General features: G+C 67.4%; 22 protein-coding genes. 9 read left to right on the top strand and 13 right to left on the bottom strand.

Going from position 1 to position 25,375, the window contains the following annotated elements; all coding sequences use genetic code 11:
- Window positions 1-2: 2 nt before the first annotated feature.
- Window positions 3-1,376 (bottom strand): leucyl aminopeptidase family protein, encoded by a 1,374-nt coding sequence (locus tag ABC319_RS04150; RefSeq protein WP_413069019.1) that lies wholly within the window; start codon window positions 1,374-1,376, stop codon window positions 3-5.
- A gap of 186 nt (window positions 1,377-1,562) precedes the next feature.
- Between ABC319_RS04150 and ABC319_RS04145 the strand changes: the two genes are divergently transcribed.
- Complete coding sequence (locus ABC319_RS04145) at window positions 1,563-1,706, top strand: lmo0937 family membrane protein (protein WP_413069018.1); 144 nt, start codon at window positions 1,563-1,565, stop codon at window positions 1,704-1,706.
- A gap of 7 nt (window positions 1,707-1,713) precedes the next feature.
- On the opposite strand, the gene rimO is transcribed toward ABC319_RS04145, so the two are convergent.
- Window positions 1,714-3,048: a 30S ribosomal protein S12 methylthiotransferase RimO gene (gene rimO / locus ABC319_RS04140; RefSeq protein WP_413069017.1), complete on the bottom strand. Its 1,335-nt coding sequence runs from the start codon at window positions 3,046-3,048 to the stop codon at window positions 1,714-1,716.
- Between the two features lie 85 nt (window positions 3,049-3,133).
- Here rimO and ABC319_RS04135 point away from each other — a divergent pair, with 85 nt between their 5' ends.
- Both ABC319_RS04135 and ABC319_RS04130 read left to right on the top strand, forming a co-directional pair.
- Complete coding sequence (locus ABC319_RS04135) at window positions 3,134-4,219, top strand: anhydro-N-acetylmuramic acid kinase (RefSeq protein ID WP_413069016.1); 1,086 nt, start codon at window positions 3,134-3,136, stop codon at window positions 4,217-4,219.
- Between the two features lie 90 nt (window positions 4,220-4,309).
- A complete protein-coding gene (locus tag ABC319_RS04130; RefSeq protein ID WP_413069015.1) occupies window positions 4,310-4,453 on the top strand; it encodes a hypothetical protein in 144 nt (47 codons plus the stop codon).
- Window positions 4,454-4,479: 26 nt separating this feature from the next.
- On the opposite strand, the gene ABC319_RS04125 is transcribed toward ABC319_RS04130, so the two are convergent.
- From ABC319_RS04125 to ABC319_RS04115, 3 genes are read right to left on the bottom strand one after another with little or no spacing between them, the layout of a single operon-like run.
- Window positions 4,480-5,658: a vWA domain-containing protein gene (locus ABC319_RS04125; RefSeq protein ID WP_413069014.1), complete on the bottom strand. Its 1,179-nt coding sequence runs from the start codon at window positions 5,656-5,658 to the stop codon at window positions 4,480-4,482.
- Window positions 5,659-5,663: 5 nt separating this feature from the next.
- Window positions 5,664-6,515, bottom strand: a complete 852-nt coding sequence (locus tag ABC319_RS04120; RefSeq protein WP_413069013.1) for an AAA family ATPase — start codon at window positions 6,513-6,515, stop codon at window positions 5,664-5,666.
- 39 nt (window positions 6,516-6,554) lie between these two features.
- Complete coding sequence (locus tag ABC319_RS04115; RefSeq protein ID WP_413069012.1) at window positions 6,555-7,226, bottom strand: DUF6975 family protein; 672 nt, start codon at window positions 7,224-7,226, stop codon at window positions 6,555-6,557.
- Window positions 7,227-7,528: 302 nt separating this feature from the next.
- Here ABC319_RS04115 and ABC319_RS04110 point away from each other — a divergent pair, with 302 nt between their 5' ends.
- Window positions 7,529-9,802, top strand: coding sequence for a S9 family peptidase (locus ABC319_RS04110; protein WP_413069011.1), 2,274 nt, complete (start codon window positions 7,529-7,531; stop codon window positions 9,800-9,802).
- Between the two features lie 93 nt (window positions 9,803-9,895).
- On the top strand, window positions 9,896-10,984 hold the full coding sequence (locus tag ABC319_RS04105) for an aspartate-semialdehyde dehydrogenase (protein WP_413069010.1): 1,089 nt from the start codon (window positions 9,896-9,898) through the stop codon (window positions 10,982-10,984).
- 9 nt (window positions 10,985-10,993) lie between these two features.
- Here the strand turns inward: ABC319_RS04105 and ABC319_RS04100 are convergent, their stop codons facing one another.
- From ABC319_RS04100 to ABC319_RS04085, 4 genes are all read right to left on the bottom strand, one after another.
- Window positions 10,994-11,614 carry a YitT family protein gene (locus ABC319_RS04100; protein ID WP_413069009.1) on the bottom strand — a complete coding sequence of 207 codons (621 nt, stop codon included), beginning with the start codon at window positions 11,612-11,614 and terminating at the stop codon, window positions 10,994-10,996.
- 66 nt (window positions 11,615-11,680) lie between these two features.
- Window positions 11,681-13,249: a DHA2 family efflux MFS transporter permease subunit gene (locus tag ABC319_RS04095; RefSeq protein ID WP_413069008.1), complete on the bottom strand. Its 1,569-nt coding sequence runs from the start codon at window positions 13,247-13,249 to the stop codon at window positions 11,681-11,683.
- 42 nt (window positions 13,250-13,291) lie between these two features.
- Entirely contained in the window at window positions 13,292-14,347 is a 1,056-nt protein-coding gene (locus ABC319_RS04090) for an HlyD family secretion protein (RefSeq protein ID WP_413069007.1), read from the bottom strand.
- Window positions 14,340-14,771, bottom strand: coding sequence for a MarR family winged helix-turn-helix transcriptional regulator (locus tag ABC319_RS04085; protein WP_413069006.1), 432 nt, complete (start codon window positions 14,769-14,771; stop codon window positions 14,340-14,342). The genes ABC319_RS04090 and ABC319_RS04085 overlap by 8 nt, the downstream gene beginning before the upstream one ends.
- 143 nt (window positions 14,772-14,914) lie before the next feature.
- On the opposite strand from ABC319_RS04085, the gene guaB reads away from it, so the two are divergent.
- Genes guaB through ABC319_RS04070 form a run of 3 tightly spaced genes read left to right on the top strand, consistent with a single transcriptional unit; the run spans window position 14,915 to window position 18,077 of the window.
- Window positions 14,915-16,372, top strand: coding sequence for an IMP dehydrogenase (gene guaB, locus ABC319_RS04080; protein WP_413069005.1), 1,458 nt, complete (start codon window positions 14,915-14,917; stop codon window positions 16,370-16,372).
- Between the two features lie 3 nt (window positions 16,373-16,375).
- Window positions 16,376-17,548, top strand: a complete 1,173-nt coding sequence (locus tag ABC319_RS04075; protein ID WP_413069004.1) for an RsmB/NOP family class I SAM-dependent RNA methyltransferase — start codon at window positions 16,376-16,378, stop codon at window positions 17,546-17,548.
- A gap of 31 nt (window positions 17,549-17,579) precedes the next feature.
- Window positions 17,580-18,077, top strand: a complete 498-nt coding sequence (locus ABC319_RS04070) for a hypothetical protein (RefSeq protein ID WP_413069003.1) — start codon at window positions 17,580-17,582, stop codon at window positions 18,075-18,077.
- 78 nt (window positions 18,078-18,155) lie between these two features.
- Here the strand turns inward: ABC319_RS04070 and rsmA are convergent, their stop codons facing one another.
- Genes rsmA through ABC319_RS04050 form a run of 4 tightly spaced genes read right to left on the bottom strand, consistent with a single transcriptional unit; the run spans window position 18,156 to window position 23,692 of the window.
- Window positions 18,156-18,998, bottom strand: coding sequence for a 16S rRNA (adenine(1518)-N(6)/adenine(1519)-N(6))-dimethyltransferase RsmA (gene rsmA, locus ABC319_RS04065; RefSeq protein WP_413069002.1), 843 nt, complete (start codon window positions 18,996-18,998; stop codon window positions 18,156-18,158).
- On the bottom strand, window positions 18,995-19,987 hold the full coding sequence (pdxA, locus tag ABC319_RS04060) for a 4-hydroxythreonine-4-phosphate dehydrogenase PdxA (RefSeq protein ID WP_413069001.1): 993 nt from the start codon (window positions 19,985-19,987) through the stop codon (window positions 18,995-18,997). The genes rsmA and pdxA overlap by 4 nt, the downstream gene beginning before the upstream one ends.
- Before the next feature lies 1 nt (window position 19,988).
- Window positions 19,989-21,371, bottom strand: coding sequence for a peptidylprolyl isomerase (locus ABC319_RS04055; RefSeq protein WP_413069000.1), 1,383 nt, complete (start codon window positions 21,369-21,371; stop codon window positions 19,989-19,991).
- A gap of 56 nt (window positions 21,372-21,427) precedes the next feature.
- Window positions 21,428-23,692 carry an LPS-assembly protein LptD gene (locus tag ABC319_RS04050; RefSeq protein WP_413068999.1) on the bottom strand — a complete coding sequence of 755 codons (2,265 nt, stop codon included), beginning with the start codon at window positions 23,690-23,692 and terminating at the stop codon, window positions 21,428-21,430.
- A gap of 172 nt (window positions 23,693-23,864) precedes the next feature.
- On the opposite strand from ABC319_RS04050, the gene ABC319_RS04045 reads away from it, so the two are divergent.
- Window positions 23,865-25,343, top strand: a complete 1,479-nt coding sequence (locus ABC319_RS04045; protein ID WP_413068998.1) for a leucyl aminopeptidase — start codon at window positions 23,865-23,867, stop codon at window positions 25,341-25,343.
- Window positions 25,344-25,375 lie beyond the last annotated feature (32 nt).

The raw sequence follows: 25,375 nt of genomic DNA, 5'->3' as shown, positions 1-25,375 counted from the left end.
GGTCAGACGGGATAGCGCCGCTTCAGCACGTCGAAAGCAGCACGCAGGCCGAAGGCGTCGCCGCCCTTCGGCCGCCCCGGCTTTGCCGCCGGTCGCCACGCGAATACGTCCATATGGGCCCATGATGTTTCCGCAGGAACGAACCGACGCAGGAACAGCGCGGCGGTTATCGACCCGGCAAAGCCGCCGTCCGGCGCGTTGACGAGATCCGCGACATCGGATTTCAGCATCTCGTCATATCCATCCCATAGCGGCAGGCGCCATAGCGGATCGCCGAGTGCGGTGCCGGCGGCGAGGAGGTCGGCGGCCAGATCCTCGTCGTCGGTGAACAGCGGCGGCAGGTCCGGCCCCAGTGCCACCCGCGCAGCGCCGGTCAGCGTGGCGAAATCGAGGATCAGTTCCGGGTGCTCCTCGCCGGCGCGGGTGAGCGCGTCGCCGAGGATCAGCCGGCCCTCCGCATCGGTATTGGTGTTCTCGACGGTCAGTCCCTTGCGGGTGCGCAGCACGTCGCCGGGGCGGAAGGCGCGGCTGTCCACCGCATTCTCCACCGCAGGGATCAGCAGGTGGAGCCGGACGGGCAGTCGCGCGGCCATGACCAGTTCCGCCAGCCCGAGCACGTGCGCGGCACCGCCCATGTCCTTCTTCATCAGGCGCATGCCGCTCGACGGCTTGATGTCCAGACCGCCCGTGTCGAAGCATACCCCCTTGCCAACGAGGACGATACGCGGATGGCGGGTGTCGCCCCATGTCAGCTCGATCAGGCGCGGCGCGCGATCGCGCGAGGCGGCGCGGCCGACCGCATGGATCATCGGGTAACCCTGCTCCAGCTCGTCGCCGCGGCGGACGGTGACGACCGCGCCGTGGCGGCCGGCCAGCGCGGTCGCCTCTGCCTCCAGCTCCGCGGGACCGAGATCGTTGGCCGGCGTGTTGACCAGATCGCGGACCTTCGCGGTGACGGCGGCGATCCGCAGCGTCTCGGCGATGGCGGCGGGATCGCGGGTCAGCAGGACGCGCGGACCGGCATCGTCGGCATTGCCGTACCGGCTGAACCGATACTGCCCGAGCAGCCAGCCGAGCAGGGCTTCCCCCGACGCGTCGACGCGATAGGTTCCGGCGGGGAGCGCCGCCGCCATCGCGGACAGGGCCCAGGGCGAGCGGGGATCGGCGATGCACGCCACCACGCGCCAGTCCCCGCCGTCGCCCGCGACGATCGCGTGCGTTCCCGGTTTGCCGGCGAACCGCTGCGCCGCGAGCAGGCTGCGGCTGGCAGGAGGCTGTATCGACAGCCACGCATCATAGCCGCCCGGCGCGACAAGCTCGATCTGGTGGGCAGGCTGGCCGCGGTCGGGAAGCAGCATCGCATCGAAACGGTTCATGCGGCCACCAAGCAGAAGGGCCAGCGCGGTGCAATGCCGCAGCGGAACATCGGCGATTCTGTCGGGTTCGATGGATGCCGGGCGAAGGTCCCATTATGCGGTCGCAGCCGCGAAAGCCGGCGGTGCCGCCCGTCCGGACCTGACCGGTCTCGCGCTTCCAGCGTTCTACTTCATGGAGTTAACCACATGCTCTGGACGATCGTCGTCATCCTTCTCATCCTGTGGCTGCTCGGATTCTCGCTGCACGTTGCCGGCGGGCTGATCCATATCCTGCTGATCGTCGCGCTGATCGTCGGACTGGTGAAGCTCTTCACCGGACGCCGGGTGTAGGCGACGATCAGGCGCCGACGGGCACGCCGTACAGATCGTGCTCGTCGGCATCCTCGATCACGACCGGCACTATGTCGCCGACCGTCAGATGGGCGGCATCGCGCAGGAAGACCTGACCGTCGATTTCCGGCGCGTCGGCCTGCGATCGACCGGTCGCTCCCTCTTCTCCGACCTCGTCGATGATGACGGGCAGTGTACGGCCGACCTTGGCGGCAAGGCGCGCGGCAGAGATGGCAGCCGTCTTGGTCATGATGCGCTGATAGCGTTCCTCCTTCACCTCCTCGGGCACCGGATCGGGAAGAAGGTTGGCGGTGGCCCCCTCGACCGGCTCGAACCGGAAGGCGCCGACGCGATCGAGCTGCGCCTCGTCTAGCCAGTCGAGCAGATACTGGAAGTCGGCCTCGGTCTCTCCGGGAAAGCCGACGACGAAGGTCGACCGGATCGCCAGGTCGGGGCAGATCTCGCGCCATGCCTGAATGCGGCCCAGCACCTTGGCATCGTTGGCCGGACGCTTCATCCGCTTGAGGACGGCAGGGGCGGCATGCTGGAACGGAATGTCGAGATAGGGCAGGACCAGCCCGTCTGCCATCAGCGGTACGACCTGATCGACATGGGGATAGGGATAGACGTAGTGGAGCCGCACCCAGGGTGCGATCCTGCCGAGCTCGCGGGCGAGATCGGTCATATGGGCGCGGACCTCGCCGCCGCCCTTCAGCGGCCAGCTGGCGTGGCGCAGGTCCAGGCCATAGGCGCTGGTATCCTGGCTGATGACCAGCAGTTCCCGCGTTCCCGCCGCGACCAGCTTCTCGGCCTCGCGCAGGATCGCGTCGGGGCGCCGGCTGGCCAGATCGCCGCGCAGGGACGGGATGATGCAGAAGGAGCAGCGGTGATTGCATCCCTCCGATATCTTCAGATAGCTGTAATGACGCGGCGTCAGCTTCAGCCCGGCATCGGGGATCAGGTCGATATACGGGGACAGGTTGGCGGGCGCCGCCTCGTGCACCGCCTCGACCACCTGCTCGTACTGATGGGCACCGGTGACGGCGAGCACCTGGGGGAAGCGGGCACGGATCACCTCCGCCTCCTTGCCCATGCAGCCGGTAACGATGACGCGCCCGTTTTCGGCGATCGCCTCACCGATCGCCTCCAGGCTTTCCTCCTTCGCCGAATCGAGGAAGCCGCAGGTGTTGACCAGCACGACATCGGCGCCGGCATAGTCGGCCGACATCTGATAGCCGTCGGCGCGGAGCTGCGTCAGGATGCGTTCGCTGTCGACGAGGTTCTTCGGACAGCCGAGCGACACCATGCCGACACGCGGCGGGGAGGGGAGTTTCGTTGCCATGGGACGGCGCGCACATAATGCGCGACGGCGCGATTTGCCAGTCGCGTGCAATCGTGCTTCGTCGAGGCACGCGGGAGGAACCACCATGTTAGCCATCGGCCTGATGTCCGGCACGTCGCTGGACGGCATCGACGCCGCCCTGATCGAGACCGATGGCGAGGGTGCGGTGCGCTCCATCGCCTTTCGCGGAGAGGCCTATACGGACGCCGCCCGCGCCGAACTGGCGGAGGCGACGCGGATCGCGCTGACCTACGACCGACCGCGGATGAGCCAGGAGCTAACGGCCGCGTCGGACCTGGTGGTGCGGACCCATGCGCTCGCCGTCCACAAACTGCTGCGCGAGGCGGGTGTGCAGCCTGCGGATGTCGACGTCATCGGCTTTCACGGGCAGACGGTTGCACACCGGCCGGACCGCGGATGGACGTGGCAGATCGGCGACGGCGCGCAACTGGCGGCGGCATGCGGCATCACCACCGTATCGGATTTCCGCAGCAACGACGTGGCGCTTGGCGGGCAGGGGGCGCCGCTGCTGCCGGTCTATCACGACGCGCTGACCGCCGGGCTGAGCCGGCCGGTAGCGGTGTTGAACCTGGGCGGTGTCGCCAACGTGACGCTGGCGGGTGCGGATGGACTGCTGATCGCGTTCGACACCGGTCCGGCGAACGGACTGATCGATCACTGGGTCGAGGAGGCGACCGGTGCACGCTTCGACGCCGATGGTGCGCTGGCCGCCGCAGGGCGGGTCGACCAAGCCGTCCTGACGGCGATGCTGGACCATCCCTTCTTCGACGCACCCGCGCCCAAGTCACTGGATCGCAGCGATTTCACCATCCAGCCGGCGCGTGGCCTGTCCGCGATCGACGGCGCGGCGACGCTGACGGCGTTCACCGCGGAGACGGTAGCGCTGGCGCTCCGCCAGTTGCCCGCGTCGCCGTCGCGGCTGATCGTCGCGGGCGGGGGGAGGCACAACCCGACGATGTTGCGAATGATCGCCGAGGCAACCGGTCTGGTGCCCGAACCATCCGACGCGCTGGGGTGGAACGGCGATGCGATGGAAGCCGAAGGTTTCGCCTATATGGCCGTGAGAAGCTTGAGGAATTTGCCGATCAGCTTTCCCGGGACGACCGGCGTTCCGGAACCTGCGACCGGCGGTGTGATCCATCGCGGCTGACCACCATTTCACCGCCAAACAGTGTTAACCTTCATATTACAATTTAGGTTGTATACCATGTCGAACGGTGAACCGGGGAGGGCCGCCACGTTGGAGTCAGATCTGCGCTATTACGCCCGCCGGCTGAGCATGGAGCGTGCTGCAGCGGAGCGCGCCGTCACCGCCGAGGCGCGAGAACGCCGCCTGCGTCTGGTCGAGAGCTATTCCCGCAAGCTGGCAGCTCTAGGGGGCTGACCCGGCCACCCGGGACGTCTGCCCGGCTACTTCTTCCGCACCAACTGCCGCATCGCATCGTCCAGGCCGGCGAGGGTCAGCGGGTACATGCGATCGTTCATCAGATCGCGGATCATCCTGATCGACTGGCCATATTGCCATTGCTCCTGGGGAAGCGGATTGAGCCAGGCGGCGGCCGGATATGCGGTCGTTAATCGCTGCAACCACAGCGCGCCGGGCTCGTCGTTCATATGCTCGACCGAGCCGCCGGCATGGCTGATCTCGTACGGGCTCATCGATGCGTCGCCGACGAACAGCGCTTTGTAATCGGGGCCGAAGCGGTGCAGCACGTCCCAGGTCGGAGTGCGCTCCTGATAGCGGCGTCGGTTGTCCTTCCACACGCCCTCGTACGGGCAATTGTGGAAGTACCAGAATTCGAGCTGGCGGAACTCGGCCGTCGCGGCAGAGAACAGCTCCTCGCATAGCTTCACGAACGGGTCCATCGACCCGCCAACGTCGAGGAACAGCAGCAGCTTGACGGCATTGCGCCGCTCCGGCCGCATCCGCACGTCCAGCCATCCCTGACGTGCGGTGCCGGTGATGGTGGCATCCAGATCGAACTCATCGGCCGCACCCTCGCGCGCGAACCGTCGCAGTCGGCGGAGCGCGACCTTGATGTTGCGGGTGCCGAGTTCGCGTGTGTTGTCGAGATTGCGGAATTCGCGCTTGTCCCAGACCTTGACCGCACGGCCGTGGCGTCCCTCGCCACCGATCCGCACGCCTTCGGGATTGTAGCCGCCGTTGCCGAACGGACTGGTGCCGCCGGTGCCGATCCACTTGCTGCCACCCTGATGGCGACCGGTCTGTTCCTCCAGTCGCTCGCGCAGGGCGTCCATGATCGCGTCCCACGAGCCGAGTGACTTGATCGCGGCCATTTCCTCGGCGCTCAGATATTTTTCCGCGACCGCCTTCAGCCAGTCGGCGGGAATATCGGGCCGAGTCTCGCCCTCGGGCGGCAGCACGCCGCGAAAGACGCGGGCGAACACTTGGTCGAACCGGTCGATGAGCCCCTCGTCCTTGACGTAGGTCGCGCGGGCGAGATGGTAGAAGTCCTCCGGCGTGCGATCGATCACCTCGGCGTCGAGCGCCTCGATCAGCACCAGATGTTCCTTGATCCCGGCGGGGATGCCGGCGGCACGAAGTTCGTCGAGAAAGTTCAGCAACATGGCGATCAGGGCCGGGCCTGACGCCTCGCCATGAAGGCCAGTCGCTCGAACAGCATCACGTCCTGCTCGTTCTTCAGCAATGCGCCGTGAAGTGGCGGGATCGCCTTGGTGGGATCACGGTTCTGGAGAACCTCCAGCGGCATGTCCTCGTGCAGCAGCAGCTTCAGCCAGTCGATCAGCTCCGAGGTCGACGGCTTCTTCTTCAGTCCGGGTACGTCCCGGACCTCGTAGAACAGGTCGAGAGCGCGGGACACCAGCAGCTTCTGGATGCCGGGGAAATGCACGTCGACGATCGCCTGCATCGTCGCGCGGTCGGGGAAGCGGATATAGTGGAAGAAGCAGCGGCGCAGGAACGCGTCGGGCAGATCCTTTTCGTTGTTCGACGTGATGACGACGATGGGCCGTTCGGCGGCGCGCACGGTCTCCCCCGTCTCATAGACGTGGAATTCCATGCGATCGAGTTCGTGGAGCAGGTCGTTGGGGAACTCGATATCCGCCTTGTCGACCTCGTCGATCAGCAGCACCGGCGGCGTGGGGTGGGTGAACGCCTCCCATAGCTTGCCGCGGCGGATGTAATTGCCGATGTCGTTGACGCGGGGATCGCCCAGCTGACCGTCGCGGAGCCGGGCGACCGCATCATATTCGTACAGGCCCTGCGCGGCCTTGGTGGTCGACTTGACCGTCCATTCGATCAGCGGTGCACCGATCGCCGCGGCGATCTCGTGCGCGAGCACCGTCTTGCCGGTACCGGGTTCCCCCTTGACCAGCAGCGGCCGGCGCAGGCGCACGGCGGCATTCACGGCGACCTTCAGGTCGTCGGTGGCGACATAGGTGTCGGTACTCTCGAAGCGCTTCATCGCGCCGGTGTGGCGGACGCGCCGCCGGGTTGCAACCGGTCAGCCGCGATCCCGCGCTGCCGCACGGGCTTCCAGCAGATCCCACAGCCCGCGATGCTGAGCGAGGAGCTGTCGAGCGCCAAAGACCATCGCCCGCTCGGTCGCGGGTTTCGCGCCCAGCATCGTGATCGCCTCCTCGGTCGCCGATGCCGACGGCCACATGACCGGAGACAGGACGATCCCGGCCCCTATGGCTCCTGCCTCCAGCACCTGACGGATAACGGCCCAGTCGCCGACCAGCGCCGCCGCTGCACCGGTGGCGCATCCCCCCCGATCGGAATGGGCCAGCATCGACACCGCATGGCGGACACCGGCCAACGCGGCCTCGCTCTCCGCCTGTCGCGGCGTGGAGGGAAGCGGCCCGACCGCGGCGGCCAGCTGGACGAGCGCGCCGCGTTCCACGACGAAGCCGGCACCGGCATCCGCCAGCCAGGCGCATGCCTCCGGCTGGGCGCAGTGATCGTGCGCTTCGTCGATCATGCCGGGATGGCGGCCATGGACGGCGCAAAGGGCATGGACCGCATCGGCGAGATCGCGATTGGGCGCGCGCGGTGCGATCAGGCGACGGACATGCGGGTGCCCCGCGCTACCATCGGTCGAGACCAGGCCGGCCAGCAGGTCGAACGCGCTACCCCGCCGTCCATCGATCGCGCCGTTCATCGACTTGTCCACGTCACCTCTTTCCCGGCCACAGCCGCCGGTCGTCGCCGGGCAGCCCGCCCGTACGGATACCCATTGCCTCCCGAGCTATACGAAGCGCGTAAAGACAGGGTGTACGCGGCATTAAGCTTCGGTCCATGTCGATGAAGATCGGCGGCATGACGGTTCACGAAAGCGCCGCAGCCCTTGATGCGGCGGACGGTGGCCGCGATAACGGCCGCTTGACCCGCGCTGCCGGCGCCGGGATCCGGAGAGATGACGGGATGCGTGCATGGTTGCTGGGACTTGCCTTGGCCTCAAGCGGGAGCGCCGCGATGGCCGCTGACCAGGAGACGCCGGTATCTGCGGTCGGCGGTGCGGCACCGGTCGTGCCGGCCGCGCCGGTGGAGCAGCCGGGCACGCTGACGCTGTCCCGCGTCTTCGGCAATCCCGATCTGGCCGGAGCGCAGCTGCGCGCGGTCCGCCTGTCACCCGACGGCCGGATGGTGACGATGCTGCGCGCGCGGGCCGACGAGAAGGAACGGTTCGACCTGTGGGCCATGGACACCGGCACCGGCGTCGAGCGCATGCTGGTCGATTCGCACGCGATCGGCTCCGGCAGCGAGCTGTCGGAGGCGGAGAAGATGCAGCGCGAGCGCAGCCGTATCGGCGGCAGCCGCGGGATCGTGGCCTATGACTGGAGCCCCGACGGCAAATCGATCCTGGTTCCGCTGGACGGCGACCTGTACCTGGCCGGGCTCAACGGGCAGACCACCAGGCTGACCCAGGCCGCGGGAGGCGAACTGAACCCGGTGATCAGCCCGCGCGGCACGTCGGTCAGCTTCGTGCGCGACCAGAACCTCTACGTCCAGCCACTGCGCGCCGGTGCGACGGCGAAGGCGATCACCAGCGGCGGCAAGGGCACCGTCCACTGGGGCGAGGCGGAGTTCGTCGCCCAGGAGGAGATGGATCGCCGCACCGGATACTGGTGGAGCCCGGACGAGCGGTACATCGCGGTCGAGCGCTTCGACGAGGCGCCGGTGAAGGTGGCCGTCCGCGCCGCCATCGGTGCCACCGGCACCAGCGTCTACGAACAGCGCTATCCCGCCGCCGGTACCCCCAACGTCCTGGTCGAACTGCACATCATGAAGCCGGACGGCAGCGGTGCGGTGAAGGTCAATCTGGGGACGGAGCCGGACATCTATCTGGCCCGGGTGGACTGGGTGCCCGACGGAACGGCGCTGCTCGTCCAGCGGCAGAGCCGCGACCAGCGGCGGCTGGACATGCTGCGCGTCGATCCGGCCACCGGCCGCGCCACGCTGCTGTTCAGCGAGCGTGCCGGGGCGAAGAGCTGGCTGAACCTGTCCGATGCCTACCGGGTGCTGGGGGACGGCAGCATCGTCTGGCGATCGGAGCGATCAGGCTACGGCCATCTGTACCGCTTCGCCGCGGGCAGGTGGACGCAGCTGACGCGGGGCGACTGGGTCGTCTCCGACCTGATCGGGGTCGACGAGAAGGGCGGCCGGATCTTCTTCACCGCCAACAAGGACGATGTGCTGGAGCAGCACGTCTATCGGGTCGACATCGCCAAGCCCAATGCGATCACCCGGCTGACCGAACGAGGCTTCACCAACGGGGCGACGATGGACGGTGCCGCCAGCCGGTTGATCGTCTCGCGCTCCGGACCGGCGCAACCTGCGCAGAGCTATCTTGCCGACGCGGACGGCATGCGGCTGGCATGGCTGAACGAGAACGCGGTCGTCGCGGGGCACCCGTACTTTCCCTATCTCGCCAGCCATCAGGAGACGAAGTTCGGCACGCTGAAGGCAGCGGACGGATCGGTGCTGCACTGGGAGATGATCACGCCGCCGCTGGAGCCGGGCAAACGCTACCCGGTCTTCTTCCAGCATTACGGCGGCCCCGGATCGCAGACGGTGACGCGGGGATGGCAGGGCCCGCTGCCGCAGTTGCTGGTCGATCAGGGATGGATCTTCTTCCAGATCGACAATCGCGGCTCGCCCAACCGGGGCAAGGCGTTCGAGGACCACATCTTCCACGCGATGGGATCGGTGGAGGTGGCCGACCAGCTCGCCGGTGCCGAATACCTGAAGACGCTGTCCTTCGTCGATCCGGCCCGGATCGCCACCTATGGCTGGTCCTATGGCGGCTATATGTCGGTGAAGATGCTGGAGAAGACGCCGGGCGTCTATGCCGCGGCGGTGGCCGGCGCGCCGGTGACCGAGTGGAAGCTGTACGACACCCACTATACCGAGCGCTACATGGGCGATCCGCGCCTCGATCCGGCAGGATATGCGGCATCGAACGCGCTGGGAGAGGCCGCGAAGATCCGCGATCCGCTGTTGCTGATCCACGGCATGGCCGACGACAACGTGTTCCTCGACAACTCGACGGCGTTGGTGGCGGAACTCCAGAAGAGCGCGACGCCGTTCGAGATGATGTTCTACCCGGGGCAGACCCACCGGGTCGGCGGTGCGGGCGTCAGCGAGCATCTGTGGGGAACGATCCTGCGGTTCCTGGACCGGACCGTGAAGGACCGGCCCGAACCCGCGCCGCCAGCGGAGGATCCCGCCGCGAGCGACGCGAAGTGAAGCAGAGCTATCGTCCGCAACAACCAGAAAGACGGTATACCCCCTGACGCAATAGCGTTAGGGCGCGGGCCCGGTCGAAGGCGGAGAAGTACGATGGGTTACAGGGTGGTGGTCGCGGGCGCGACGGGCAATGTCGGGCGCGAGATGGTCAACATCCTGGCCGAGCGTGCATTTCCGGCCGACGAGATCGCCGTCCTGGCGTCCAGCCGCAGCCAGGGCGACCAGATCGAATATGGCGACACCGGCAAGATGCTGAAGGTCCAGAACATCGAGAACTTCGATCCCGCCGGCTGGGACATGGCGCTGTTCGCAATCGGGAGCGAGGCGACCAGGGTCCATGCGCCACGCTTCGCTGCGGCCGGCTGCATCGTGATCGACAATTCGTCGCTGTACCGGATGGACCCCGACGTGCCGCTGATCGTGCCCGAGGTGAATGCCGAGGCGATCGACGGGTACAAGGCGCGGAACATCATCGCCAATCCCAACTGCTCGACCGCGCAGATGGTCGTCGCGCTGAAGCCGCTGCACGACGCGGCGACGATCCGGCGGGTCGTGGTTGCCACCTATCAATCGGTATCCGGGGCGGGCAAGATCGGCATGGACGAGCTGTTCGAGCAGAGCCGAAACATCTTCGTCGGCGATCCCGCCGAGCCGAAGAAGTTCACCAAGCAGATCGCCTTCAACGTCATTCCCCACATCGACAGCTTCCTGGACGACGGATCGACCAAGGAGGAATGGAAGATGGTGGTCGAGACCAAGAAGATCCTCGACCCCAAGATCAAGGTGACGGCCACCTGCGTGCGCGTGCCGGTGTTCGTCGGCCATTCCGAGGCGCTGAACATCGAATTCGAGAACGAGATTTCAGCGGAGGATGCCAAGCGCATCCTGCGCGAGGCGCCTGGCATCATGCTGATCGATAAGCACGAGGACGGCGGATACATCACGCCGATCGAGGCGGCGGGCGACGACGCCACTTACGTCAGCCGCGTCCGCGAGGATCCGACGGTCGAGAACGGGCTGGCGCTGTGGTGCGTCAGCGACAATCTCCGCAAGGGTGCCGCGCTGAACGCGGTGCAGATCGCCGAACTGCTGGGTCGTCGTCACCTGAAAAAGGGAAACGAGGCAGCGCTGATCGCCGACGAGCAGGACGCCCGCGAGAGCGCCGTGGCCGACGAGGACTGATCCGTTCGGTCAGTGGCCGATGTAACGGCCCGGCCGGTGCCAGGCGATCAGGATCAGGCTGATCGCCAGCGCACTCAGGACCGACCAGCCTAGTGCCGCGCCGCCGATGACCGGCGCCGCCGCGGCCAGGACGACGACGTCGAGCGCCATCTGCGTGACGCCGGCATTCCATCCGCGCGTCCGCAGCAGCCACAGTGTGACGACGCCGGTGCCGCCGACGCCGGCGCGATGGCGCGCGATGCAGAGGATGCCCATCCCGATGACCGTACCGCCGACCAGCGCGGCGAATGCCGGGTGAACTTCCACCACCCTGATCGACAGTCGTGACAGTGCCGAGAAGGCGGCGATGCCGGCGTTCACCAGCATGGTCTTCACCGCGAATGCCCGGCCCATCGTTCGCTGCGCAAAAACGAAGAACGGTATGTTGATCAGCGTGAACAATACGCCCGCGGGCAGCGGAACCAGATAGGACAGCAACAGCGCGACGCCGGCAATGCCCCCGGTGACGAGCCCGGCGGCCTTGAGGAACATCAATCCCAGCACGATCAGGACGCAGCCGATCGCCAGCCCGTAGCCGTCCTCCAGCCTGGTATGCGGGCGTCCACGCGGCGGGGTGTGATGATCGTCCAAATCCCGGTTCCTTGGCTGAACCAGGCATCCTCCACCGTCAGCCTCTCGGCAGGTTGACCGGGATCGTCAATGGCCCATCGCGTCGGCACCCGCCTTCGCTGCCGCCGTGCCACGCGGGCGCCTCATCAGAAGGACGAGCGGGATCGCGCACGCGGTCAGGATCATCATCAGCTTGAAATCGTCCAGATACGCGATCATCGCCGCCTGCTGGTTGACCAGGCCGTCGATCACCGACAGCGCCATGTCGGTATTCGATCCCATGGCAGAGGCGACGATCGGGTCCTGTCCCGTCAAGCCGCCGGCGGTCACGTGTGCCGCCAGTTCCATGTGGCTGGTCTGGATATTCCGGGCCAGCATGGCGACAACGATCGAGATGCCGACCGACGCGCCGATGTTTCGCGACAGGTTCATCAGGCTCGACCCCTCGGTCCGCTGGTGCGGGCCCAGCGTCGCGAAGGCGGTGATGTTGAGCGGGATGAAGATCAGGCCCAGCCCCGCACCCTGGATCAGCCCGGTCAGGATGAAGTGGCGCGCACCCATGACCAGCGTCCATCCGGTCATTTCCCACAGCGAGATGGCGGCGATCGCAAGGCCGATCCCGACCAGCCAGCGTGGATCGGTGCCCCGCGCCACCAGCCGCCCGGCGATGGCCATGCTGAAGATGATGCCCACGCCGCGCGGCACCAGCAGCAGCCCGGTATCGAGCACCGGATAACCATAGAGGTTCTGCAGCATCGGCGGCAGCAGCGCCATCGTCGCCATCATCAGCATGCCGACCACCAGCATGAAGCCGATCCCGGTCATCAGGTTGCGGTTGGCAAGCAGGTCGCGCTCGAACATCGGGCGATCGGCGGTGGCAAGATGCACCGCGAACATCCAGGCGGCGGAAAGGGCGATCAGACCCTCCAGCCACACCTCCCACGATGCGAACCAGTCCTCCGACTGGCCGCGATCGAGCATCAGCTGAAGCGAACTGATCGCGATCGCCAGCGTCGCGAACCCGAACAGGTCGAATCCGCGCTTTAGTATCGGCCGACCGGGCAGGAGCGACCACAGGATCGCGAAGCAGCCGATGCCGATCGGCACGTTGACATAGAACACCCAGCGCCAGTTGTAGTTCTCGGTCAGCCAGCCGCCCAGCACCGGCCCCATGATCGGCCCGACCATGACGCCCATGCCCCATACCGCCATCGCTCCGGCCTGGCGCGAAGGTCGGTTGATGTCGAGCATGACCGTCTGGCTCAGCGGGTTCATGAACGCGGCCGCGATACCCTGGAGAATCCGGAAGAAGACCATCGCGGGCAGGTTTTGCGCCAGCCCGCACAGCATCGATGCCGCGACGAAACCGACCACGGACCACAGGAACAGGTTGCGACTTCCGATCCGGTCGGACAGCCAGCCGGTTACCGGGATCGCCACCGCCGATGCCACGATATAGCTGGTCAGAACCCAGGTGATCGTGTCCGCGGTCGCGCCCAGGGATGCCTGCATGTGCGGCAGCGCGACGTTCGCGATGGTGGAATCGAGGATCTGCATGATCGTCGCCGCCATCACCCCCAGCGTCAGCAGAGGCCGATTGGTGGTATGCAGGGCGGGCTCGTCAGCAGGAGCCGCGGCCGGCCCGGATGCAGCCATGCTATCGGCCATCCGCAAGGTGCCGACGAGTGCCGGTCGACATCAACGGATGTACACTGTCACATCGGCCGACTGGCCCGCGATCAGCTGGCGCGTGCTTTTCTGGTCGATGGCGATCCGCACCGGGATGCGCTGCGTCACCTTCACCCAGTTGCCCGTGGCGTTCTGCGCCGGGAGCACGGAGAACTCCGATCCCGTGCCGGCGCCGATCGACTGGACATGCCCCCTCAGCGCGACGCCCGGGAAGGCGTCAAAGGTGATTTCGGCCGGCTGACCGACGCGCATGTTTTGCAGGTCGGTCTCCTTGAAGTTCGCCTCGACCCATGACCGGTCGCTGGCGACGATCGTCATGGCGGGCAGACCGGTAATCATCATCTGTCCTACCTGAAGCCGATCGGTCTGGCTGACGGTGCCGCCCACCGGAGACCGCACGACGGTGCGCGACAGGTCCAGCGCAGCCTTGTCGCGGCCGACGCGCGCTGCCGCGATGGCCGGATTTGTGCCGGGGACCGCGGCCCCCGTCGACAGCTTGGCCTGCGCCTTGTCCGCTTCCGCCTGTGCATTGCCGAGCTGTGCCCGTGCCTGTTCAAGGGCGTGTTCCGATTGCTGCAACCTTGCGCGTGTAGTGAAGCCCCTGCGCATCAACTCGGTCTGGCGATCGTAATCCTCCTTCGCCGACTGGATCGCGTCGCGCGCGGCAGTGATGTCGGCACTGGTGCCGCGATAGTCTGACCGTAGCGAGGTGACCTGCACCTGAGCGCCGGCGATCGCGGCATCCGCCTGTGCAACGGCGATCCGATAGGGATCGGGATCGATGCGGAACAGCAGGTCGCCGGCCTTGATGCGCTGGTTCTCGGCAACGCCGACCTCGACGATGCGGCCGGCGACGTCGGCAGACACCGACACCTTGTCCTGCGCGACATAGGCATTGTCGGTCGAGACGCTGCGCCCGCTGGTCATCCAGAACCATCCCGCGACGAGCGCCGCCAGCAACGGCACGCTGATCATCAACAGGGGGCGCCAGCGACGGCGTGCCGGCAGTGCGGCCGCGTCGTCGCCATCCGCCCGGAGCGTACGCTGCGGATCCGCGTCAGCCATGGGCCTCTTCCTTCGGCGTCGCCGCCTGCAGATTGGTGCGCAGCTGCGCCAACGTGTTGCTCATCGCCTGCAACGCATCGCGATCTATCCCGTCCATCACCTCGGCAAACAACGTGTCAGCAACGCCGCGAAGCTTGTCGATCAGCGGATAGGCGCGATCGGTAAGATAGATGTTCCAGGCCCGCCGATCAGCCGGATCGCGCCTGCGCTCGACCAGATCGGCCTCTACCAGGCGGTCGACCATGCGGCAGAGGGTGATCGGCTCCACCTCCAGCAGCTCCGCCAGCGTCCCCTGCGTTGCGCCCTCGTGTCGGCCGAGCTTCAGAAGGACTCGCCATTGCTGACGGGTCACGCCGATCCGCCGCGCCCGCTCGTCGAAGCGCCGACGCATCAGTCGCGACACGTCGCCGATCAGAAATGCCATATCGTCGTTCATCAGCCGCATATAATAAGCATGCTTAGCAAAGGAAAGCGGTTAGCCCTGTCGTCCTCGGCGGCACTAGCCGCGGGCGACCATCTTGGTTACATGGCCCGCCACTTGCCCCACATGCAGGATTCGGCAGCTCCATGGACATTCGCCTCGGCCTTACCTTCGATGACGTGCTGCTGGTGCCGGCGGCGTCGTCGGTGCTGCCCAGCCGGGCGGACACGCGCACGCAAGTGACGCGCGGCATCGCGCTCAACATCCCGGTTCTGTCGGCGGCGATGGACACGGTGACCGAGGCCGACATGGCGATCGTCATGGCGCAGCTTGGCGGCATCGGCGTGCTCCACCGCAACCTGTCCGTGGCCGAACAGGTCGCTGCGGTCCGCCAGGTCAAGCGGTTCGAGAGCGGCATGGTCGTCAATCCGATTACGATCGCGCCCACCGCAACGCTGGCCGAGGCACAGGCCTTGATGGCGCAGCACCGGATCAGCGGCATCCCCGTGGTGGAGAGCGACGGCCGGCTGGTCGGCATCCTGACCAATCGCGACGTCCGCTTCGCCGGCGATCCGCGCCAGCCGGTCGCCGAGCTGATGACGCACGAGAATCTGGCGACCGTATCGACCGATGTCGGGCAGGAAGAGGCGCGCCGCCTGCTCCACCAGCGTCGTATCGAGAAGCTGGTCGTGGTCGATGACGCGTACCGCTGTGTCGGCCTGATCACGGTCAAGGACATCGAGAAGGCGGCGATCCATCCCGATGCCACGAAGGACGCGGCAGGTCGCCTGCGGGTCGCCGCCGCGACCACGGTGGGGGACAAGGGGTTCGAACGGACCGAGGCACTGGTCGATGCCGGCGTCGACCTGATCATCATCGACACCGCCCATGGCCACAATGCCGAGGTGGCTGCCGCTGTCAGCCGCGTGAAGAAGCTGTCGAACGCGGTCGAGGTCGTCGCCGGCAACGTCGCCACGGGCGAGGCGACCCGCGCGCTGATCGATGCGGGCGCGGACGGGGTGAAGGTCGGCATCGGGCCGGGATCGATCTGCACGACGCGCGTCGTCGCCGGCGTCGGGGTGCCGCAGCTGACCGCGGTGATGGATTGCGCCGAGGCGGGCGCAAAGGCCGGGGTGCCGGTGATCGCCGACGGTGGCCTGCGTACCTCGGGCGATCTGGCCAAGGCGCTGGCCGCGGGTGCGGCCACGTGCATGGTGGGATCGTTGCTGGCCGGCACCGAGGAGGCGCCGGGCGAGACGTTCCTGTATCAGGGCCGCTCCTACAAGTCCTACCGCGGCATGGGCTCGGTCGGGGCGATGGGCCGCGGTTCGGCCGACCGCTACTTCCAGGGCGATATCAAGGATCAGATGAAGCTGGTACCCGAAGGGATCGAGGGGCAGGTCGCCTTCAAAGGGCCGGCGCGCGACGTCATCCACCAGCTGGTCGGCGGCATCAAGGCGGCGATGGGCTATACCGGGGCCGCCACCATCGCCGATCTCCAGCAGCGGGCGCAATTCGTCCAGATCACCGGCGCCGGCCTGAAGGAAAGCCATGTCCACGACGTCACCATCACGCGTGAAGCACCCAATTACCCGACGCGCTGAATCATGACGCCGGCCGCGCGGACCGAGGCCGCGATCGAGCTGCTCGATGCCATCGTCGATGCCGCGCGAGAGGGCGGGGCGGCGGCCGACACGCTGGTCGCCCGGTATTTCGCGACGCGCCGCTATGCGGGGTCAAAAGATCGGCGCGCGGTGCGCGAACTGGTCTATGCCGCCATCCGGCGAGCAGGGGACATTCCGCCGAGCGGCCGGGCCGCGATACTGCTGCTCGCCGACGAGGATCCGGCGATTGCCGCGACCTTCGACGGATCGGCCCATGGACCCGCCCCGATCGGCCCGGGCGAGAAGCGGGCCGCGACCGGTATCGCACCCGCTTGGCTGGTCGATGCGCTCGCCGCATCCGGCCTCACCCCTGCGTCGATGGCCGCGCTGGTGTCACGCGCGCCGCTGGACCTGCGGATCAACACGCTGAAGGGTAGTCCGGAGATCGCGGATGCCGAGCCGCTTCCACATATGCCCGGCGGCCTCCGCTTGCCGAGCGGCACCGTGGTCGAGCAGCTACCCGCCTTTCGCGAAGGCGCGGTGGAGGTGCAGGACGAGGGGAGCCAGATCGTCGGGCTGGCGCTGCCGGTCGAGCCCGGACAGCGGGTTGTCGATCTTTGCGCCGGCGCCGGTGGCAAGACGCTGGCGCTGGCGGCGAGGATGGCGAACGACGGGGCGCTGCTGGCCTGCGACACCGATCGCGGCCGCCTCTCGCGGCTGCCGCCCCGCGCCGAGCGCGCGGGCGTGTCGATCGTGGAGACCAGATTGCTCGATCCGGGGCACGAAGCGGACGCGCTGGTCGGCTGGCGCGCCACGGCCGACGGCGTTCTGGTCGACGCGCCCTGTTCCGGCACGGGCACCTGGCGGCGCAATCCCGAGGCGCGCTGGCGCCTCAACCCCAAACGGCTGGCCCGGCTGGTAGAGACGCAGGCGCACGTGCTGGCGGTAGCGGCGCCGTTGGTTCGGCCCGGTGGTAGTCTGGTGTACGTCGTCTGCTCGCTGCTCGACGATGAAGGAACGGGGCAGGTCGCCCGTTTCCTGTCGGCACATTCGGGTTGGCGGGCCGATACGCCGACGTTGCCGGCCGGTCGGCCGCACGGGGCGGGTGTCCGGCTCGATCCCGCAAGCGACGGCACCGACGGATTTTTCGTCGCGCGCCTCATCGCGCCATGCTAGCCGGGCATCTGTGTCCCGTCAGGAGATAATGATGCGCTTCGCCTCGGTCGCCCTGGTCGCCGTGCTGGCGACGGTCAGCGTAACCACTTCGCTGAAGGGGCAGCGCGCCGATACCCGCATCGATCCGCGGTCGATGCAGCTGCTGGCGGATGGCCGGGCGCTGAAGGCCGCAGGCAATCTGGACGCAGCGACCGATACGCTGGAGACGGCGGCGCTGGTCGATCCGCGAAACGGCGGCGCCTTCATCACCCTCGCTCAGGTCGCGGAAGCGAGGGGCCTGCCGGGCAAGGCGATCCGGCTGTATCGCGAGGCGCTGTTGCTGGAACCGGACGACAGGGTCGCGTTGCAGGGGCAGGGCGAAGCGCTCGTGGCCAAGGGGGCCCTAGACCGCGCCCGTGCGAACCTGGCGCGGCTGAAGACGATCTGCAAGGGAAGCTGCCCCGAGGCGACGAGCCTTGCGGCGAGCATCGTCAAGGGCCCGCCGGTGACGACCGCGCAGGTCGAGCCGAACCCGACGGGCAAGCCGTAACGCGAACGGTCAGCCGTATCGGCGCTTTTTCGAATGACGCAACTCCGGCAGTTGCGACCCTACGGACCTACCGGCCCATCAGCCTCTTTCGCGCGCGGCATCCATCGTGCGAGCCAGCGCCACGAACTCGACCACCGACACGGTTTCGGCACGACGGGTGGGGTCGATCGCCAACACCTCCATCGCCGCGGCGGCACCGGGCACTCCCTTCAGGCTCTGGCGCAGCATCTTGCGCCGCTGGCCGAAGGCGGCGCCGGTCAGCTTCTCCAGCGTGGCCAGCCCGACATCGGCAGGCGCTTCGACGGGGACAAGGTGGACCACCGCCGACATCACCTTGGGGGGCGGGGTGAAGGCGGATCGGTGGACCGGCATCGCGATCCGGGCGGTCGAGCGCCACTGTGCCAGCACCGCCAACCGGCCATAGGCGTCGCTGTCGGTCGTCGCGACGATCCGATCGGCTACCTCGCGCTGGAACATCAGCGTCAACGATCGCCACCACGGCATCCATTCCGCCGACAGCCAACCGATTAGCAGTGCGGTACCGACGTTGTAGGGCAGGTTGGACACGATGTGCGGCGCACCATCGAACAGCGACGGCGCGTCAACTGCGAGCGCATCACCCTCGATCACCCGCAACTTGCCGGGATAGGCGTCGCCGAGTTCGGCCAGCGCCGGGATGCAGCGCCGGTCGCGTTCGATCGCGGTCACGCGCGCACCAGCGGCCAGCAGGGCGCGGGTGAGTCCGCCGGGGCCCGGACCCACCTCCAGCACCTCGGCATCGGTCAGATCGCCCGGGACGGCGGCGATCCGCGCGAGCAACTGGCTGTCGAACAGGAAATTCTGGCCGAGCGCCTTGGAGGCGGTGAGCCCGTGGCGGGCGATCACCTCTCGCAGCGGTGGCAGGTCCGGACTCGTGCTCACGAGGCGGCGGCGCGCCGGGCGCTCGCCTCTGCGGCCATTACGATCGCCGCGATCATGGCGCCGGGCTCCGCCTCGTTGCGCCCCGCCAGTGCGAAGGCCGTGCCGTGATCCGGCGAGGTGCGGACTATCGGAAGGCCCAGGGTGATGTTGACCCCGTCGTCAAAGAACAGCGTCTTGAGCGGAACCAGCGCCTGATCGTGATAGGCACAGAGCGCGGCATCGTAGCGTGCACGGGCCCGTGGATGGAACATCGTGTCGGCCGCCAGCGGCCCGGCGATATCGACGCCCTCTGCCCGCAGGCGCGAGACGGCCGGAATCATCACGGCGATCTCCTCGCGTCCGATCGCACCATTCTCGCCGGCATGGGGATTGAGCCCGGCCAGCGCGAGGCGCGGACAGTCGATCCCGAACAGCGTCCGGAGGCCGTGGAGCGTGGCACGTACCTTGGTGACGATCAGGTCTTCGGTGAGTAGCGCGGGCACTTCATGCAAGGGTACGTGCGTCGTCATCGGGACGACGCGCAACCCCGGTCCGGCCAGCATCATCACCGCATCCGCCGTCGCCACGCCACAGCGATCCGCGACGAATTCGGTCTGGCCGGGATGGAGGAAGCCGATCGCGTATAATTGCGCCTTGGACACCGGGCCGGTCACCAACGCCACCGCCGCGCCGGATATCGTCAGGTCGGCGCCCAGTTCCAGGCTCCGTAGCGCGCAACGTGCACCTGCCGGATCGGGCTGCCCCGGTACGATCGTACCTTCACTCTCGATGCCGAGGACCGGCAATGCTCGATCGAAGACGTTCGCCGCGGCCCCGGGGCTGTCGATGACGGTGACCGGTCCACTCCATACACGTGCGACCGATCGCGGGTCGCCGACCGCGAAGAAAGGCGGCAGCGATCGCGCACCACGGGCCTCCCATGCCTTGGCGACGATCTCGGGTCCGATGCCCGCCGGATCGCCTAGCGAGACGGCGAGCGGCCCGGGCATGTCAGCGATATTCCACAACCGCGTCGCGACGCAGATCGCGGAGCTTCTGCTGGGCGCGCAGGTTCACGCGCTGCGACTGAAGCTGGTTCTCGACCTGCTGGGACGACGGCAGCTGCCCGCCCTTGGGATCATCGCGGCCGCACAGCACCAGCGCGCGAACCCCCTCCTGCCGCGATCCGAACGGCGGGGTCGCCTGACCGACCTGCAACTGCGTCATGATCTCCGCCAACTGCGGCGGCAGGTCGCGGATGCGGATGGTGTCGTTGTCGACGACTTCGGCGCCAATCGTTCCGGCCACCTTCTCGACAGTGCCGCAGCCCTGGATGGTCTGCAGGGCCTTGCCGAAAGCCGCCGCCTTCGCTGCCGCCTGCGCCTCCGTGTGGCCAGGCGGGAAGGCGAGGGTCAGCTGCTTCAGGCTGAGCCGCGCATCGCGTGGATCAGCGGTCAGGACCTGCCGCTTGTCGACCAGTGCGAGGATGGAGAAGCCGCCCGGCACGGCGATCGGCCCGGCGACCTGGCCGGGCTGCATCTGCTGGGTGGCGGTGGCGAGTTCCGTCGGCAACTGCGCAGCGCGCACCCAGCCAAGATCACCGTCGACCGCGCGCGTCGACGCTTCGGAATACTGCCGCGCGAAGAAGCCGAACGGCTGCTGCGCCTTCTGGATCTCGGCGATGATCTGCTTGGCCCGGGCGAGCACCTGGGGTGCCGTCGCGTCGTTGGCGGACAGGTAGATCTCGCGGACGTTGAACTCCTCGGTGCCCTTGGCCGCCTCAAGCCGGTCGAGGATCGCCTTCACCTCGGCATCGCCGATGTTCACGAACGGCTCGACCTTGCGGCCCAGATAACGCCGCCATGCCAGTTCGCCCTCGATCTGCCGCCTGAGCGACCGCTCCGACGATCCCGCTTCGCGAAGGAACGTGGCCATCTGGGCCGGCGTGCGATTGAAGTTGCGGGCGATCCGGTCGTAGCTCTGCTGCAGTTCGTCGCGCGTGACCGTGATGTCGGCGGTCTTCGCCTCCTGGATCTGCAGTGTCTCGTCGATCAGCTGCCGCAATACCTGCAGCTTCAGCCGGTCGCGCTCTGCCGGCGCCAGATTGGCAGAGTTGTTCGCCGCGAGGATCAGGCCGACACGCTGGTCGACATCGGTCCCGGTGATGACCGTGTCGTTGACGATCGCGGTCGGCTTGCGGACGTTGGGGTCGAGCTTGCCGAAAATCTCGAGATTGGCCGGCAAATCGAGCCCGCCCATGTCGGGCTGTTCCGCCGGGCCACCCTGCTGCGCGCCCGCGCCACCGGCGATCGCCGCCAGGATCATTGCTGCCAGCAGCCGGCCGCTGCGGTTGGCCAATCGACTCTTATGCTTCACGTATATGTCCGTTCCCATGGGGCGCCGATCGACCGGGCGCCGTCGCCGATAATCGCGACATGCTGAACCAGCGCTTAGCGCCCGAGATTGGTCAAGGCCAGCGTCAAGAGGAAGGTGTTGCCGCGCCGCGCGTCTCCGATCTGGCGATAGTCGCGGCGCCACGTCACGCCCAGCCGCAGGCAGTCGTCCTCATATTGAAGGCCCAGGCGGTGACGGATCGGTTCGAACCCGTCGGCAACGGACAGCGGATCTTCGGCCCGGTCGGTCAGGTCGACGATGGCCGATCCGAACACCGACCAGTAGCGGGCGAACTGCACGCGGCCTGCGACCCGTGCCTCCTCGCGATCGCGCAGATCCTCTACCGTCGTGATGTTGCGGTTCAGTTTGAGATAGCCGACCAGCGCATAGGTGCTGCGCGACCCGATCGTGGCGTCGACCTCGTTGCGCCGCACGGCGAAACTATCCTTGTCGAGGCGATAGCGATGGACCAGCGACACGAAGTCGCGGAACCGCAATTCGGTGCGCCCGACATAATCCGAGAAGCGATCGGACAGGCCGGTCCCCTCCGGAAGGATCGTCGGCCGAGCCGACAGGCGGTAACTCTGCCCGATCACCGCATCGAGGGTGAAGCCGGGCAGCACCAGTCCGTATTCCGCGCCATAGGTCGCCCGGGTGGAATCCTCGAACCGGTCATAGCCGGCGAACCTGTTGAGCGCGAACAGGTTGGAATCGTCCAGATCGACCGCGCGCGAATCCTCGTTGGGGATCGACAGGTTCGCCACCCGCGGCGCCGCCACGATCTGAAGGTGCGGCGTGAAGCGCTGGTTACCGCCGCCGAGCGGACCCACGAACGGCCAACGAACATCGATCGCGACCGCCCCGATCGCCCGCGTCTGGAATCCTTCGGTACCGCGATAGCTCGCCACCGCCGTCGCGAGCGTATCGTTCGCATTGTAGGCATCGCCGCGGGCGAAGGCGGTGAATGTGACTTCCTGGCCCCAGTTTGTCAGCTTGCGCAGATCCCACCGGACGCTGGCGAAGGCGCGCTGCGTATCCTGTCCCTCGGTCCGCGTCAGGGCGAGGCTGTTCAGCTGGAATTCCAGTCGACCACCGAGCAGACCTTCCGCCATTCGCCGCCGGTAATCGATCTCGGGCAGCGCGATCGGCTGCAGCCCCTGGGCATCGTTGACCCTGAGCGTCTGCACCGCCCAGCCGGTGATCGCGAAATAGCTATCGGTGCCGATGCGCTGAAGCGTGGCGGTGTTGCGCAGCCGGTCGTCCCGGGAAATGTCGTAGCGGCGCAGGAACGTCCGGTCGGTCGCCAGCCGCAGCGATCCGCTGGCGCTCCACTCCGGCGTGAACTGATAACGTGCGATGCCGTCGATATAGCCGCGAAAGGCCATGCTGGTGTCGGTCGGATCCAGCGTCTGAAGGTCGTCGCTGCGCCGGCTCTCGGTCGCATAGCCGTGAACCCGGAACGCGCCCGTGCCGCTCAGTTGCGAGTAGTCCGCCTCGATCATCGGCAGTACGCCGGAATAGACGTGTGGAGTAACCGTCAGGCCGCGGTTGGGCGCCAGGCGGAAGTAGTAGGGCAGGGCGAGCTCCAGCCCGTTCACCCGGCTGTAACGGGCGTTGGGACTCAACAGGCCACTGTCGCTGCCGCCGCCCACCGGATGCGAGAAGCGCGGCAGCGGCAGGGTGGGCAGGCCGAAGAGATTGATCCGCGCACCGTCGTAATAGACCCGCTGCCGATCGGGACGATAGGTGACGCGCACGGCGGTGATCTTCCAGCTCGGCTCCTTCGGGCAGCCCTCGCTCGTCTCTACCGAGCAGGCGGTATAGGCGGCACGATCGAGCGTCACCGTTCCGTCCTTGCCCCGCGTGCCGCGTGCCGCGGCGAGCCGGCCGCCCTCCTTCAGCACGAGCAGCATGTTGTCGACCACGCCGTCCTTCAGCGAGTCGGTAAGTTCGATCTCGTCGCCATAGGCGACATCGCCCTGCGGATTGGCGATCGCGATGTTGCCGCTGGCGACGACCTTGCCGGTCTTGCGGTTCCACACGACCTTGTCCGCGCGCAGGCGATCGTCGCGACGCAGCATGCGCACATCGGTGGTGGCGGTCACGATGTCCGCCTCATAGTCATATTCGAGATTGCCGGCGCTGAATTGAACCTGATCCGCCCCGACCGGAGCCGCCGTCGTCGGAACTCCGCCATCGATTACCGGAGCGGCCGGCCCGACATCGCGATCCTGCAGGTCCTGTGCCGCGGCGGGACAAGCGGCAGCGACAAGGGCGACGACGAGGGCAATGCCGCCCGATGGCAGGCAGGTACGCGACACGGTGTTGCTCGACCCCTTTAGGCCATGCGCCCGCCCCGATACGGCCGCCTTGCAGCAGCGCCTATCGCACCGCCGGGTCCGGGGCAACGTGTGTCGTCCCTCCGTACGACGCGCAACGGTTGCCGGTCGCCCGCCTGCACCCTAGATTGCGGACAACGCACGAAAGGTTTCCATGCACATCCAGTTCACCGCCGCCGCGTCTGCCGACACGGCGCTGCTCGTCTATCCCGTACTCAAGGACGGCTTGCCGCAGGTCGGCTGGGGGCCGGATGCCGACAATGCGGCGGAGCTGGCGACGGTGGCGGCGGCGGCGCAGCGTTTCACCGGAGAAGCGGGAGCGATCGTCGATATGGTCGTCCCGCGAAAGGGTGGCGCACGCCGGGTCATCCTGATCGGCGTCGGGGGCAGTGGAGACAATGACTGGGCGAAGGCCGGCGGTGCGCTGGTCGCCCGCCTGCTGACGTCGGGCACGGCCGAGGCGACGCTGGACCTGTCGGTCCTGTCCGCGGCACCGCCGGCGATGGCAGTCGCGCGCTTTGCCGCGGCGGCGGCGCAGCGATCCTGGCGCTACGACATCTATCGCACCAAGTTGCCCGAGAACCAGAAGCCGACGTTGACGACGTTGACCATCGCCGGCGCGCCGGCCGGTATTGACGAGGCGTGGCGGACACAGGAGGCGGTGACCAGGGGGCTCGAGCTGACCCGCACATTGGTCGCCGCGCCGCCCAACATCCTTTATCCCGAAACGTTCGTGGAACGCGTGCGGGCCGAGGTCGAGGGCCTGGGCCTCGAGATCACGGTCCTCGACGAAGCGGCGATGGAGGAACTCGGCATGGGTTCGCTGCTCGCCGTCAGCCTCGGCTCGGCGCGCGAGGCGCGGCTGTTGGCGCTCCGCTGGCAGGGGGCAGGAGAGGGCGATCCCGAACTGGCGCTGGTCGGCAAGGGCGTCACCTTCGATACCGGCGGCATCTCGATCAAGCCAGCCGCGGGTATGGAAGACATGAAGTGGGACATGGGCGGCGCGGGCGCCGTCGTCGGCGCGATGAAGGCCATCGCCGGACGCAAGGCGAAGGCGAACGTCGTCGGCGTGTGCGGTCTGGTCGAGAACATGCCGGACGGCGCGGCGACCCGGCCGGGTGACGTCGTTACCTCGATGTCGGGCCAGACGATCGAGGTCCTGAATACCGATGCCGAGGGGCGTCTGGTGCTGGCCGATGCCATTACCTGGACCCAGCGGACGTACCGGCCGAAGGTGATCGTCGATCTGGCCACGCTGACCGGTGCGATGATCGTCAGCCTGGGCAGCGAATATGGCGGCATCTTCGCCAACGACGATGCGCTCGCCGATCAACTCATCGCCGCCGGCACCGCGACGGACGACAAGCTGTGGCGCTTCCCGCTATCGGATACCTACAACAAGCTGATCGACAGCCCCATCGCCGACATGAAGAACGTCGGGCCGCGCGGCGCCGGATCGATCACGGCGGCGCAGTTCATCCAGCGCTTCGTCGACGACGGGGTCAAGTGGGCGCACCTGGATGTCGCCGGCATGGTCTGGGCGGACAAGGCCGGAACCACCTATGACAAGGGGGCGACCGGTTATGGCGTGAAACTGCTCGACCGGTTCGTGGCGGACAATTTCGAGCGGTAGATCGCTCGGCCGCCGACCCGGGCGGACGGGGT

Origin of the sequence: Sphingomonas phoenicis (assembly GCF_047238005.1) — a bacterium.
Classification (GTDB): Bacteria; Pseudomonadota; Alphaproteobacteria; order Sphingomonadales; family Sphingomonadaceae; genus Sphingomonas.
This window is presented reverse-complemented; position numbering and strand designations above follow the sequence as displayed.

Excerpts from the sequence above, each read along its gene's own strand:
- ABC319_RS04150 (WP_413069019.1), bottom strand. The coding sequence starts at position 1,376 with ATGAACCGTTTCGATGCGATGCTGCTTCCCGACCGCGGCCAGCCTGCC.
- ABC319_RS04145 (WP_413069018.1), top strand. The coding sequence starts at position 1,563 with ATGCTCTGGACGATCGTCGTCATCCTTCTCATCCTGTGGCTGCTCGGA.
- rimO (WP_413069017.1), bottom strand. The coding sequence starts at position 3,048 with ATGGCAACGAAACTCCCCTCCCCGCCGCGTGTCGGCATGGTGTCGCTC.
- ABC319_RS04135 (WP_413069016.1), top strand. The coding sequence starts at position 3,134 with ATGTTAGCCATCGGCCTGATGTCCGGCACGTCGCTGGACGGCATCGAC.
- ABC319_RS04125 (WP_413069014.1), bottom strand. The coding sequence starts at position 5,658 with ATGTTGCTGAACTTTCTCGACGAACTTCGTGCCGCCGGCATCCCCGCC.
- ABC319_RS04120 (WP_413069013.1), bottom strand. The coding sequence starts at position 6,515 with ATGAAGCGCTTCGAGAGTACCGACACCTATGTCGCCACCGACGACCTG.
- ABC319_RS04110 (WP_413069011.1), top strand. The coding sequence starts at position 7,529 with ATGGCCGCTGACCAGGAGACGCCGGTATCTGCGGTCGGCGGTGCGGCA.
- ABC319_RS04105 (WP_413069010.1), top strand. The coding sequence starts at position 9,896 with ATGGGTTACAGGGTGGTGGTCGCGGGCGCGACGGGCAATGTCGGGCGC.
- ABC319_RS04095 (WP_413069008.1), bottom strand. The coding sequence starts at position 13,249 with ATGGCTGCATCCGGGCCGGCCGCGGCTCCTGCTGACGAGCCCGCCCTG.
- ABC319_RS04090 (WP_413069007.1), bottom strand. The coding sequence starts at position 14,347 with ATGGCTGACGCGGATCCGCAGCGTACGCTCCGGGCGGATGGCGACGAC.
- ABC319_RS04085 (WP_413069006.1), bottom strand. The coding sequence starts at position 14,771 with ATGGCATTTCTGATCGGCGACGTGTCGCGACTGATGCGTCGGCGCTTC.
- guaB (WP_413069005.1), top strand. The coding sequence starts at position 14,915 with ATGGACATTCGCCTCGGCCTTACCTTCGATGACGTGCTGCTGGTGCCG.
- ABC319_RS04075 (WP_413069004.1), top strand. The coding sequence starts at position 16,376 with ATGACGCCGGCCGCGCGGACCGAGGCCGCGATCGAGCTGCTCGATGCC.
- ABC319_RS04070 (WP_413069003.1), top strand. The coding sequence starts at position 17,580 with ATGCGCTTCGCCTCGGTCGCCCTGGTCGCCGTGCTGGCGACGGTCAGC.
- pdxA (WP_413069001.1), bottom strand. The coding sequence starts at position 19,987 with ATGCCCGGGCCGCTCGCCGTCTCGCTAGGCGATCCGGCGGGCATCGGA.
- ABC319_RS04055 (WP_413069000.1), bottom strand. The coding sequence starts at position 21,371 with ATGGGAACGGACATATACGTGAAGCATAAGAGTCGATTGGCCAACCGC.
- ABC319_RS04045 (WP_413068998.1), top strand. The coding sequence starts at position 23,865 with ATGCACATCCAGTTCACCGCCGCCGCGTCTGCCGACACGGCGCTGCTC.